Annotated in this window: 19 protein-coding genes; 1 reads left to right on the top strand and 18 read right to left on the bottom strand. The window is 60.0% G+C overall.

The window, feature by feature from the left end:
• From FHU29_RS22000 to FHU29_RS21925, 16 genes are all read right to left on the bottom strand, one after another.
• Positions 1-219, bottom strand: a 219-nt coding sequence (locus FHU29_RS22000) for a hypothetical protein (protein ID WP_183377651.1), incomplete at its 3' end; no start/stop codon positions are given.
• The gene (locus FHU29_RS21995; protein ID WP_064442598.1) at positions 216-833 is read right to left on the bottom strand and encodes a 3'-5' exonuclease; all 618 of its coding nucleotides are present in this window, start codon (positions 831-833) and stop codon (positions 216-218) included. The genes FHU29_RS21995 and FHU29_RS22000, both read right to left, overlap by 4 nt.
• On the bottom strand, positions 830-1,330 hold the full coding sequence (locus FHU29_RS23860; RefSeq protein WP_369689868.1) for an HNH endonuclease signature motif containing protein: 501 nt from the start codon (positions 1,328-1,330) through the stop codon (positions 830-832). Before FHU29_RS23860 ends, FHU29_RS21995 begins: the two co-directional genes overlap by 4 nt.
• Before the next feature lie 112 nt (positions 1,331-1,442).
• On the bottom strand, positions 1,443-2,387 hold the full coding sequence (locus tag FHU29_RS21985) for a hypothetical protein (protein WP_064442596.1): 945 nt from the start codon (positions 2,385-2,387) through the stop codon (positions 1,443-1,445).
• On the bottom strand, positions 2,384-3,268 hold the full coding sequence (locus FHU29_RS21980) for a YqaJ viral recombinase family protein (protein WP_064442595.1): 885 nt from the start codon (positions 3,266-3,268) through the stop codon (positions 2,384-2,386). Before FHU29_RS21980 ends, FHU29_RS21985 begins: the two co-directional genes overlap by 4 nt.
• Positions 3,265-3,837: a WhiB family transcriptional regulator gene (locus FHU29_RS21975; protein WP_064442594.1), complete on the bottom strand. Its 573-nt coding sequence runs from the start codon at positions 3,835-3,837 to the stop codon at positions 3,265-3,267. The genes FHU29_RS21980 and FHU29_RS21975 overlap by 4 nt, the downstream gene beginning before the upstream one ends.
• Positions 3,838-4,242 (bottom strand): hypothetical protein, encoded by a 405-nt coding sequence (locus FHU29_RS21970; RefSeq protein WP_064442593.1) that lies wholly within the window; start codon positions 4,240-4,242, stop codon positions 3,838-3,840.
• The gene (locus tag FHU29_RS21965; protein ID WP_157095434.1) at positions 4,239-4,502 is read right to left on the bottom strand and encodes a hypothetical protein; all 264 of its coding nucleotides are present in this window, start codon (positions 4,500-4,502) and stop codon (positions 4,239-4,241) included. The genes FHU29_RS21970 and FHU29_RS21965 overlap by 4 nt, the downstream gene beginning before the upstream one ends.
• Complete coding sequence (locus FHU29_RS21960) at positions 4,499-4,642, bottom strand: hypothetical protein (protein WP_157095432.1); 144 nt, start codon at positions 4,640-4,642, stop codon at positions 4,499-4,501. The genes FHU29_RS21965 and FHU29_RS21960 overlap by 4 nt, the downstream gene beginning before the upstream one ends.
• Positions 4,643-4,648: 6 nt before the next feature.
• Complete coding sequence (locus FHU29_RS21955; protein WP_232323094.1) at positions 4,649-5,512, bottom strand: hypothetical protein; 864 nt, start codon at positions 5,510-5,512, stop codon at positions 4,649-4,651.
• A gap of 3 nt (positions 5,513-5,515) precedes the next feature.
• Positions 5,516-6,223, bottom strand: coding sequence for a helix-turn-helix domain-containing protein (locus FHU29_RS21950; protein WP_064442591.1), 708 nt, complete (start codon positions 6,221-6,223; stop codon positions 5,516-5,518).
• The gene (locus tag FHU29_RS21945; RefSeq protein ID WP_157095430.1) at positions 6,220-6,387 is read right to left on the bottom strand and encodes a hypothetical protein; all 168 of its coding nucleotides are present in this window, start codon (positions 6,385-6,387) and stop codon (positions 6,220-6,222) included. The genes FHU29_RS21950 and FHU29_RS21945 overlap by 4 nt, the downstream gene beginning before the upstream one ends.
• Positions 6,384-7,178: a hypothetical protein gene (locus FHU29_RS21940; protein WP_183377650.1), complete on the bottom strand. Its 795-nt coding sequence runs from the start codon at positions 7,176-7,178 to the stop codon at positions 6,384-6,386. Before FHU29_RS21940 ends, FHU29_RS21945 begins: the two co-directional genes overlap by 4 nt.
• Entirely contained in the window at positions 7,175-7,501 is a 327-nt protein-coding gene (locus FHU29_RS21935) for a hypothetical protein (protein ID WP_064438715.1), read from the bottom strand. Before FHU29_RS21935 ends, FHU29_RS21940 begins: the two co-directional genes overlap by 4 nt.
• Positions 7,498-8,358, bottom strand: a complete 861-nt coding sequence (locus FHU29_RS21930; protein WP_064438716.1) for a BRO family protein — start codon at positions 8,356-8,358, stop codon at positions 7,498-7,500. The genes FHU29_RS21935 and FHU29_RS21930 overlap by 4 nt, the downstream gene beginning before the upstream one ends.
• A 67-nt stretch (positions 8,359-8,425) precedes the next feature.
• Positions 8,426-8,671: a helix-turn-helix domain-containing protein gene (locus FHU29_RS21925; protein WP_064438717.1), complete on the bottom strand. Its 246-nt coding sequence runs from the start codon at positions 8,669-8,671 to the stop codon at positions 8,426-8,428.
• Positions 8,672-8,796: 125 nt separating this feature from the next.
• On the opposite strand from FHU29_RS21925, the gene FHU29_RS21920 reads away from it, so the two are divergent.
• Complete coding sequence (locus tag FHU29_RS21920; protein WP_064438718.1) at positions 8,797-9,129, top strand: helix-turn-helix domain-containing protein; 333 nt, start codon at positions 8,797-8,799, stop codon at positions 9,127-9,129.
• On the opposite strand, the gene msrB is transcribed toward FHU29_RS21920, so the two are convergent.
• Complete coding sequence (gene msrB / locus FHU29_RS21915) at positions 9,095-9,514, bottom strand: peptide-methionine (R)-S-oxide reductase MsrB (RefSeq protein ID WP_074390711.1); 420 nt, start codon at positions 9,512-9,514, stop codon at positions 9,095-9,097. The two genes, FHU29_RS21920 and msrB, sit on opposite strands and share 35 nt — an antisense overlap.
• Positions 9,515-9,531: 17 nt before the next feature.
• Complete coding sequence (locus tag FHU29_RS21910; protein ID WP_064438719.1) at positions 9,532-10,500, bottom strand: TIGR00341 family protein; 969 nt, start codon at positions 10,498-10,500, stop codon at positions 9,532-9,534.
• Between the last annotated feature and the right edge of the window lie 86 nt (positions 10,501-10,586).

The following is a 10,586-nucleotide window of genomic DNA, read 5'->3' as shown; positions in this document are numbered from 1 at the left end:
ATGCTGCTTTTCCTGCTGCTTCTGCGCGAGGCGTTCACCCACGCAAGGTGTGTCGATCAGCCCGGCCTGCCGGAGCGCGTGATGCTGCTCGTCGACCACCTCCGCGACCGTCGCGACCGCTTCGGCGAGCTGCTTGATCGCGCGCTGGTGATCCCGGAACGCCACATACACCCGGTGCGTGAAATCCTGGAACGTCTCCAAGCGAACGAACAGGTTCATGACACGGCCTCCTCGACGAGCTCGGCGGGGACGTGGTGATAGACAGCGTCGTAGACACGCATGGCCAGCTCGGCGTCGTACATCGCTGTGTGCGTCTTGGTTCCGTCCACGTCGATGTCGAGCTGCTCGGCGGTGCCACGCAGCCCGCGCGGGTAGGGCCACCCGAACTTCCCCGCCGCATACGTCTCCACATCAATCAGGCGGTAGTGCCAGCCCGGCGCGCACTCGTGGCCCCGCAGCAACCGCTCCAGCGAGGCCGCGTCGAACGCGACGTTCGCGCCCACCAGATACGCGTCGAACGTGAAATCCATGACCTTCTCCGCCACATACGCAGCGGGCCGGAACGACGCACACGCGGACAGGATTCGTTCCGCTTCATGCGCGCCCACCGACGGGCCACGCACACCCTGCGGATGCCGCTCGAAATAGCCCCCCACCCTGAGACCAGTCAGGTCAGGCAGGCGAGCAAGATTCACAGCGTCCCGAATGAAATAATGCCTCCGCTTCACGTGCCCGTCCGGCCAGCGCTTGATCATCGCGACTTCCCACACGTGACGCCACGGCGCCAAACCGTCCGTCTCCACGTCGAGTGCAACGATCGGAAGTTCTGTCATGCTGGAACTCCTTGCTTCCGAGCTGCACGTCTCATTCGATTCCGAGTTCTGTTGCATTCACGGCACTGCCGACTTCCGGTCTTATCGACGTACGTATTTCGATCGTCGTACGCGTGCCCCTGGGGGCAATGAGTTCTTGATTTCAGGTAGCTTCCACTGCCAGGGCCGGGGCTTTTTGACCGAGCTTCAGCGCGGCGAATCCGCTGCCGCTCAAGCCGACACGTAACGCAATAGCGCTTCCCATTGGGATATGTACGAACGTTCGTTCCGGCCAGCGCGTGACCACGCTGGCACTCAGATCTAGTCCGCTCAGCCCAGTAGGGCGCGCCCCGCCGCATATTCTCTGCGTGCGTCACAGGTTCCAGGTGGTCTGGGTTACAGCAAGACCTATTGCGGCACAGGTGGTCTAGCTCCAAACCTTCCGGAACCGGACCGACCATCAGTTCATGCATCGCGACATGAACGAGTTTGTGGCCCCCGATAGCCTTCAGGGACACAGTCCCATAGCCATAGCGGTTCCTCGAAGCCGTCCAATTCCAGCATCCTGTGCTGATGTCTTTCGTCACGTTTTCCAGCAGGTGCGTCAGCGGATCGTCCACAGTGATTCCTCTAGGCACGGTGACCACCTGTCTCACCTGAATCGCTCTTCGCCTGCTCGCCTTCTAAAAATTGGACGCACTGGCTTGCTTCGTGCTTTGACAGCTCGGAGGAGCTGGTGAATGCGCGTTTGAACGTTTTGCTGAGCCAGTCGAGCTTCTCTTCCTTCGACGCCAGACCTTCCTTCTCCAGCAGCATGTTCAGCTTCGCGAGTTGCGGCTTAGTAGCGTCACCAGCAGGTGGCTGCGCGGCTGGCTCAGCCTGTGGGGCGGGTTCAGTGTTCACGCTGTGGCTGCCGACGCCGAGCCGTGCTTTCACACCCTCGATGCCCTTCGGTGCCACCGTGCTCGCGCGGACTGGCTCGGATTCGCCTTCGAGGATCAGATCCTCACGTGTCGGGATGCCGAGCAGCACATCACTGTAAAGAGCGTCACCCGTCTCGCTGATGCACTTCCACCGCAGCATCTGCTGAGGATTCGTCGCGTACTTCTCGTTCTTCGTGTACTTCGCACGTTCGGCACGCTCGATCGTCCACTCAGAGGTGAACTCTTCCCCCGTGTCGTGGCGCCGCGAGTAATACCGCACCACCTTGTCTGTGGCCTCGACTTCTTGCAGCACGTGCCCAGCACGCCGGATCAGGGCGGCCTTCATCTTCGCGGACATCGACACACGCCCATGCACCACAAACATGGTTTCCAAAGCGGTCATCAGATCCATACCCAGGGGCGCTGCACGCAACGCCACCACAGCAATATCCGCTGCCGGGTCACGCCCAGTGTTCACATCATTCGGTTTCACCCGGAACGCTTCCGGGATGATCTGCGACCGGCAGATACCCTGCCCGAACCGGTACGCCTCATCCCACTGGCGGAACTGTTCAGCCAGCGACGCACCACCAAGATTCGCGGTCGTGGAGACGATTTCACCTGTGTGGCTTTGCACTTCAATTTCACTCATGCTGTTTCTCCAATGAGGTCTTCGGGATTGGTTTTCGCTGCGTAGAGGGCGATAGCGCCGCGGCCAGTTGGTCGGCGGTCGGCGATTCTGTGGCCCTGGCAGATGGCGCGGCGTGCGTCGCCGATACGGTCGAGCACTTCTGTTTTCACGCTGCGGTGGTACTTCGTGACTGCTTTCAGCTCCGCGTCCGCGCGGAGATAAGCTCGTGCGAGGCTGTCGTCAAGCTCGACTTCGCGGTCCTCAATACCCGGATGCAGTTCACGAACGCATTCATAGGTTGGGATGCTGTCGTCGAGATCCGGGGGCGTATCACCCGCGAGGCTGTCCATGAACTTCCGGCACTCTGCCTCGATGTGCGCGCCGAGCTCGGCGTCGTACTCGATCACATACGTGTGATGCTGCAGGTACGGGCCCATCACCATCAGATGCGCGGGATGCTCGGTGTACCCAGTGAAATGCTGCTGCGCCACCACCTGCACGAGATAGTCGGCGGGGGCCTGGTCGGTGAAATGGTCACCCCACTCCTCAAGCTTCCGTGCAGTCTTGAACTCGACGATGCGTTTGTGGCCGGACCCCCGGCGTGCCCTGCGGTCCAGATGCACCACCAGAGGGAAACCGAACCGGTCATGCGCAACCCGCACCTCACCGGGGGAGAGCTGCCAGCCCGGGTTCTCTTCCCGCCACAAGTAGGCGAGCGCGAGTTCCATCGCATGCCCAGTCGTGAAAATATCTCTCGGCGGCTCCGGATCCACCAGGCCCTTCATCCTGTGCCACAACCGGTATGCGGACTCGTAGCGCGAGACTCCGAGCACCGCAGCCGCCTTCGACGGCGACATGATGCACTGCCACGCCGCGCCACCAGGAGACAACGAATCCGTCATGCCGCCACCCCAGCCTTCTTGGCTTGTCGGCTGGCGTTGTAGCAGCGGGCGCACATCGAGCCGTTCTCCCGACGCACCCACCCCTCCGGCATGCCTTCCTGCCACGAACGCCGCGCGCTTCGAGTCGGCCTCCCGCACCCAAAACACGGGTCGCCGTCCTGCAGCTTCTCCGACTCCGGCAAAGTCCCCGCGCCGCGGCGGGCCTCATAACACGCTCTGCACAAGCCTTTGGCGTGCCGTATCGCCCACCCCTCCGGCAGCTCAAGCCCCTTCTCGTACACCATGTGCCGGCTACGCGTCGGCACCTCGCAATCCAGACAGGGGTCACCATCGTTCTTGAGCATCGGTTTCCCGCGCTTACGGTCGTTGCCGAGGTACCGGCCCGCGCGGATCACACCCGTATCACCGAGCCGTTCCGCCTCGTCACGGCACTGCTTCACAACAGGGCACCGGTGGCACACTCTCGCGCACTCGGCCTCAGCCTCATCAACGCTCGAATACGCAGCCCACCAATCCAAGGTGGATTCCCACGTCCCCGGCCTGCACAACGCTTCATCACGCCAACGCATTTAAGCTGCACCGCCTTGCCGGTTACGGGCGATCCACCAACCCGAAACCTCAACTTCAACAATCGCGGTGCGGTCCCGGAACGGATCACTGAGCGCGTCACTGATCACCGCATACGCGCACGACTGGCAGAAGAACCACTCCCGGTCGATCGGGCACTCAAGATACTGAGGACCGAGCTCCATGGACGCTTGCGACAGGGCAGCTTGCTGCTCACAGCGAATCTCGTGCCACGACACGCTCGCGACACCAGGATCGCCGCACTCCTCACATTCCGGTGTCGGCTCAGCCCACCGCGGCAACGCATGCGACACCGACGAATGCACGACACCCTGGTCGGGAAGGCCCCCGGCCCGCAGCATCCCCAAAAGCACATCATGCGGGTACTTGAACTCGACCGGGATCATGGTTCACCGTCCTCACTGGGAACGGTCTTCTCAATCAGTTTGTCGAGGAACACGCTGACCTGTTTCATACGGTCATCCGCCTGGTTCGCTGCCCGCAGTTCCTTAGTGAGGGCGAGTAGTGAGCAGGTCAAAGCAGCGTGCCTATGTGACGAGGCTTGCAGGGTGTACGTGTACCGGTCCGGGCCTTTCGATGCGGACAGGTCGCATACGTTCGCGGCGGAGAGGTGCCGTTCGGCTTCTTGCTCCCAGTTCACGGTCACCACGTCCACGCCAGGAAAACAGTGAGACCGAGGAGGCCACCGAGGATGGACATGAGGATGATCCCGAGGATCACTTCGGTTTTGTCGAACTCCTCGTCCGGGTCACGGTCACGCTCAGGAGGCAGCCAATTGTGGTTCATGACATGTCACCTCGGCTCCGGGAAGTTGTCGCGGGTCCAGGTGCCAACCTTCGGACGTTGAAGTTTCGTCAACCTACGGCCATCCCGCCACGCGTTCCAAGCCACAATGAAGAAGGCCACGGCGTCACGGTCTGTGGTGCTTACGTTTTGTTGCTTCAAGCGATCGAATCGCTCTCGGAGCGTGAGGATCGGGCTTCCCTCGTCAAGGTTCGCGCCGGTATAGAGGCATTCGGCGAACTCTCGCTGAGCTTCCCCGTCGATCTGACGCAGTTTGAGCATGACGGCGAGTGTTACGGAAGGCCTTATCTTTACGCGACGCAAACGTTGTGATGCAATGTCGTTGACGAGTTCCATGTCAATTGGATGCTCATGTGCCCAGGTAACAATTTCAGGGTTGCTGATCGTGTTGGACGCGCGGTCGAGGAAGAAGTGGCCGCGCTCCCATTGGAGGTACACGCGGATTGCGCCTGCAATCATGCGGTGGTTTGTGTTGCCAGTTAGTCCATCGATGGAAAGTTGGTCTGCAGCGGTCCGTGTGCGTCCCTGGTCCATCGTGTCTTGCGAGTCATTGGTAAGTCCCCGGACCACGAGGAATGGTACGGGTGGGTAGTCGTCCGGAAGTCGCGATAGCGCGGTGAGCCTGTGCTGTCCGTCGAGTAAGACGTTGTCGATGGACCATTTGATTGCCTCGCCGTTGTACTTCCATCGTCCTGATTCCATTTCCCGCATGAGGGTGACGACGTGTGATTCCCTGATTGGCCTGTTTCGGGTGTTCCTGGCTAGGACGCGTCGAGCTAGCTGCGGGTCGATGTGGATTATGGAGTGTGAGGGTTTCTTGTGGTCAGGGTGGAGAACGAATTTGGTGGTCATGGGTTATCCTTCGAGTGTGGTGATGACGCCGTTCAAGGCGTCGCGGGCACGGATCAGGTCGGTTAGGTTGGTTGCCACGATTTGGTCCGTGTTCTTTTTCATTCGGTCATCGGTCGTGAGTCTCGTGATTCTTTCGGTTGCTCGTTTCAGTTCGTAGGTGGCTTCGTCGAATGCATCTGTGATGGGTCGCCGCTTCGGCTTTACCGGCTGTGGATCTGCATTCCCCGTGGGATCGGGTTGTTCTGTGACTCGCATATCGTTGAGTTCGTCAGCGGTCATGCCGGGCGCGATATTCGGCTGATTGAGTTCATCGAGGTCGGTTTGCGGCATGAGCGGCGACGATGAGCGCGGCAAATAGGTCTTGCCGTCCGTGCCAGTAACCGGCTGAGGATCAGGTGTTGCATTTGCAACACGTCCAAGTTCACGGCTGATCGTGCTGTAGTGATCACCTGTTGCACTTGCGATTGCGCGCGTAGACATACCGATCTCACGCATAGACGCCACGACCTCTTGCCGCTCCTCACGCGGCAACCGGATCCGGCTGGTCCCGAACTCGCGGGTACAGTAGTCATCCCACGACGCATAACCCAGCGCATCCCACGCACGGGACTGATACGCCTGCTTAATCAGCTCCCATATAGCTTCGACACCCGTTTTGATCCGGTCAGTCAAAGCTCGCGCTTCGGAAGCAGTCAAAACAAGGTCGTTCACAGGTCCGCCACCCCCTGACTGTTCATTCCGCGTGCGTATGTCATCGCGGCCTGTAGCTCATGGATAGGGAAACGGCGGATCTCGAACTCACCACGAGCAACGGCCCACTCACGGCCCGGGCGTAACTGCACCTTCGGCGGCGAAACAAACTGGCGGGCATTCATGACGCCACCGCCACGATCAGGGCGATAACACCGAGGACCACAAAAATGCAAACCGACCGTCCCGCAACAGTTCCCCACGCCGCACGATCACGACGCGACTGTGTTGGCGGCCCTGAACCACTGAGGGGCATCATGTGGTCACGCATCCGCATGTGCAGCGCACAGGCCTCGTTGATGCTGCGTCGAATCCGGTCACTCAACTCGGGTGGCAGACCCTCTCTGGTTGTGCCGCCCACCTCATCGTGGGCGGCACGTTCTCCTACTGTTAGAGCGCCAACATCAACAGAAGGAGAAACCTGTGGCGAATTACCTGCGCCTGTACTACCAGCCCGCTCACCTGATGCCTCCGCATGGCCATCTGAGTCATTTACTCCCAGTAGATGCCGACCTGGAAGAGATTGATCAGTCGATGCGACAAGCCCTGGCGGCCGATGATGTGGCTGCCGTGCGGATAGTGCTGAAGGATCAGATCCTGCGGGATCACACGCTTTACGTGCGTCCCTCGATGTGGCCTGCGTGGATGATTGTGTCTTCTGATGACCCGGATGGAACCCCGCCGCGATAGCTGAATTGATCGCTGCGTTCCCGGAAGCGGCGTAAGCAGAGTCCTGCGCGTACTGCTCCCCGGGAACCCGATCAACCCACTCGTCGTCGATGAACACCTTGTTAGGCAGCGGCGGATTCAAAACAGGGTCAACCATCCCATCGGTTTCTAGCTCGAGGAGCCGGTTCACGACCTCATCCGCCAACTCGTCCACAATCCGGCGGACCTGAGACTCAGACAAACTCATGACGTGGCCTCCACTTCGGTATCCGGCCATTCGATGGGGGTGGATCGTTCGATCACGACGGTCGCGCCATACCGTTCGAGAAGGTCCGCGCGTTTCTTCGCCGTGGAACGCGATGCATAGACTTGGTTGGTGACGGGCCACACGAACTCGTGGGTGCCCATCATCTCGGTGTACCGGCCTTCGGGCCGCCACCCTGGGGGCTGCCAGCCAGGGGTGGGTTCCCACTCGTCACAGTCGGGATCGGTCGGGTTGACGGCCTGGAACGCGCCGTCGGGGTATTTCAGGACGCGGACCCTGTAGAGGTATTCGCCGTTGAACTTCATGACGCCGCCCCGATCCGGCGCGGCAACTCGAGGTGCCCGTTCGCGTCAATAAACCCGGTGATCCACTTCCACGCGATGTCCTGCCCCTTCGGGTACAGGCGGGTGACGAAGTAGTCACGCCCGTTTTCGGTCGTTCCCTTTTCGGTCCACGCCCACCCGTTCTTCACAGCCGTGGAGGTGGCGTGGTTACGGTCGGAACGGTCACCGTCGATCAGCATGCCTTTGTGGCGGAGGAACGCGTACACCTGTTCGTGGTTGATTTTCACGCCGGTTTTGATGCCCCACGCTTGTACTTCGCGGGCGAATCCTTGCCGGTGGATCGACGAGGTGGACGCAGTGTGCGCCTCAGCTTTCGCGACCTTCGGGGCGTCATTGCGGATTTGCGCGGCCATCATCTGGTTCTGTTCCGTCGCGGCGACGAGCTGCTTCGCGGTCTGGTTGAACATCTCCGACATCGCGAGCACACCGGAAGGCGTAGAAATATCAGGAAGAGACGGTGATCCGTACGATCCGGTCTTACGGATCTCAGGGAGAACCTCGCGAGTCAGCCAGCGGCGAATCTTGCGTGCTTCTTCCTTCTCGCTCTGGAAGATGAGCGCGTACATGCCTGATTCGTTTACGACAGTGACCAACTGGACCTGCGGGGCGATACCCTCGAACATGTGCGGAGTATCTGACCTGCGCAAAGTCTGCTTATCGTCGTGGTCGACCATTTTCAGCGCGGATGTCACATCACGGAGGGTGAGCATGCGGCACGCGTCAGGTGCAACGAACCACGGTTCGCCATCGATCACGACAGTGCGAAGCTGTGCACCTTCGTATTGGAAGGGGACGATCTGTGACGTATGATCTGTCACGTCAATCCTTTCTTGGATGTTGGTGATTCGGCTGGCCCTCACTTGCTGTGAACAGGTGAGGGCTTTTTCATGCGGCGGGCGTCTTTGCCTGACTGAGGCCCTCAAAGAACCGGTGAACGGGAACTCCGAGGAGTTTCGCGAGCTTGCCTAGCTCTTCGACGTTGAATGGGATCGCGCCGGATATGCGGCGGGAGAATGCGGCTTGGCTGATGTTCAGTGATGTGGATGCGCCTGCCTGGGATACGCGTTTCCGTCCCAGTTCGGCGCGAACGTTGCCAGCCACTGTGTATGTGAGAGTGTCAGTGTTTCGCACACAGCAACAGTAGGCACATGTGAGATACGGGCGCAAGCAGCTTGTTAGCGTCGGCGTGTTGCGTTGTGGGTAACAATGTCCTGGTCACAGTTGCGCAATTTCGCTGAGCGTGTAGATTATGCGTTATGGATAGCGTGTTGATGTTCCCGAACCCAGCAGCGCAGAACCGCACAGCAGACATCGCAACGCGTCTGCGCGGCAAACTGGGAGAACTGCGCGTCAGTCAGTCGCAACTAGCCCGACTGATTCACATGAACAAAGCCAGCGTGTCCCGTCGCCTCGCGGGGGACCATCCGTGGCGCATCGATGAACTCGAAATGATCTGCAACGCCCTACGGATAGACCTGGACGAGGTACTGACCGGAAAACGAATGAACCCCCGCCCGGATCATGATCCAGACGGGGGCAAAAACGACGGTTGGCCTACTCAGGGACCAGGCGGAGACAAATCGAGTTGATGCAGTAACGCTGGTCAGTGGGGGTGGGGTAGCCTTCGCCCTCGAATACGTGGCCGAGGTGACTGTGGCATGTGCTGCACAGCACTTCGACACGGCGCATACCAAGCGACTTGTCTTCCCGCAGGATTACCGCAGAGGATGACGCTGGATCAAAGAACGAGGGCCAGCCGCAGTGAGATTCGAACTTCTCTGTACTGCGAAAGATCTCAGCCCCGCACGCGCGGCATTCGTACACTCCTGGCTGCTTCGTGTCGGTGTACTCACCGGTGAATGGCCGCTCCGTACCCGCCTGTCGCAAGACGACGAACTCGTCCGCGGTGAGGCGCTGGCGCCACTCTGAATCTGTGAGCTGAACCTTCGGGGCGGGCAACTCTTCATTACTCATGCTTCAACGCTAATACGTTATTCGGGAATGCGTTCGCCCTGGGTGTGCACGATCGTCACTTCCAGCCATGATGGCACGGTCCGCTCGAGATCAGACATCAGCACCTCAAGCGGGGGCGGAAGATCAGGGCTTCGCACGTCTACGGTGATCCGTGCGCCGTTCGAGTCCACTTTCTCGACATGGCCTCGAGGAGTGTCGGCTATCCAAATGGTGGCGGCCGTGCGCACGTCCGAGACCCACTTCGCAACAACAATCTGAGTGACCGTGTTGACGGTAATGGGGATCGCAACGACAACGAGGAACGCGCCTACCGCGAGATACGCGTGTCCGCGCCGGAATGCGCCGTCGTGCTGTGCCGCGGCGGTGTAACCAGAAATCGCGAGAACGAGGACACATGCGGTGATGAGCGCAGCAACGTTCGAGAGAAAAAGAAGCAGTGCGCCAAGCCCATGAAGGAAATCTCCCGATCCGAAGCACACTCCAGCAACAGCGAGCGGAGGCACTAGAGAGATGGCGATGGCCACACCCGGAAGGACATCTCCGAGATCACGCCGGGCAATGGCGAATGACCCTGCGAGTCCAGTCGCGATCGCTGCCACAAGATCCATGATGCGAGGCGAAGTGCGCGAACTAATCTGCGAGTTCTGCATGATGTCCGGCACGTCGAACATCGCGGCAGAACCTACAAGACCAATAACAACGACCACGAGCGCGCCAAATGCAACCACCGCTGCCGACCGCGCTATCAGTCGAATTGAACCAGTGACAACCCCGAGCGCCATGCCCAGGATGGGCGTGGATAGCGGCGCGATGATCATTGCGCCGATAACCGTTGCGGTCGAATCGGTAATGACACCGGCGGTCGCGATCACCCCGGACAGGGCAAGCATTGTCCAGAACGCAGAACGTTTGGCCTGTATATCGCCTGTATGCAGATCGAGTCGATCGTGCAGTTCATCCAGGGTACGAAGTGCGCTCGCCGACATCACGTGCTGAGTATCGCTGAATCACCTCGCCCGAACAGCCTGGAATGGTCGCGATACTGCAGCAAATCTGGTGCGTGGCTCGAAGA

Source organism: Hoyosella altamirensis, from assembly GCF_014191505.1.
Taxonomy (GTDB): domain Bacteria; phylum Actinomycetota; class Actinomycetes; order Mycobacteriales; family Mycobacteriaceae; genus Hoyosella; species Hoyosella altamirensis.
Note: the sequence above shows the minus strand (reverse complement) of the source record. Positions and strands in the feature narration are given on the sequence as shown.

Bases quoted from the DNA above. Each gene is read 5' to 3' on its own strand.
- FHU29_RS21920 (WP_064438718.1), top strand. From the start codon at position 8,797: ATGGATAGCGTGTTGATGTTCCCGAACCCAGCAGCGCAGAACCGCACA.
- FHU29_RS21945 (WP_157095430.1), bottom strand. From the start codon at position 6,387: ATGAATGCCCGCCAGTTTGTTTCGCCGCCGAAGGTGCAGTTACGCCCG.
- FHU29_RS21995 (WP_064442598.1), bottom strand. From the start codon at position 833: ATGACAGAACTTCCGATCGTTGCACTCGACGTGGAGACGGACGGTTTG.
- FHU29_RS21975 (WP_064442594.1), bottom strand. From the start codon at position 3,837: ATGCGTTGGCGTGATGAAGCGTTGTGCAGGCCGGGGACGTGGGAATCC.
- FHU29_RS21935 (WP_064438715.1), bottom strand. From the start codon at position 7,501: ATGAAGTTCAACGGCGAATACCTCTACAGGGTCCGCGTCCTGAAATAC.
- FHU29_RS21970 (WP_064442593.1), bottom strand. From the start codon at position 4,242: ATGATCCCGGTCGAGTTCAAGTACCCGCATGATGTGCTTTTGGGGATG.
- FHU29_RS21910 (WP_064438719.1), bottom strand. From the start codon at position 10,500: ATGTCGGCGAGCGCACTTCGTACCCTGGATGAACTGCACGATCGACTC.
- FHU29_RS21985 (WP_064442596.1), bottom strand. From the start codon at position 2,387: ATGAGTGAAATTGAAGTGCAAAGCCACACAGGTGAAATCGTCTCCACG.
- FHU29_RS21960 (WP_157095432.1), bottom strand. From the start codon at position 4,642: ATGAACCACAATTGGCTGCCTCCTGAGCGTGACCGTGACCCGGACGAG.
- msrB (WP_074390711.1), bottom strand. From the start codon at position 9,514: ATGAGTAATGAAGAGTTGCCCGCCCCGAAGGTTCAGCTCACAGATTCA.
- FHU29_RS21940 (WP_183377650.1), bottom strand. From the start codon at position 7,178: ATGAGTTTGTCTGAGTCTCAGGTCCGCCGGATTGTGGACGAGTTGGCG.
- FHU29_RS21955 (WP_232323094.1), bottom strand. From the start codon at position 5,512: ATGACCACCAAATTCGTTCTCCACCCTGACCACAAGAAACCCTCACAC.
- FHU29_RS21980 (WP_064442595.1), bottom strand. From the start codon at position 3,268: ATGACGGATTCGTTGTCTCCTGGTGGCGCGGCGTGGCAGTGCATCATG.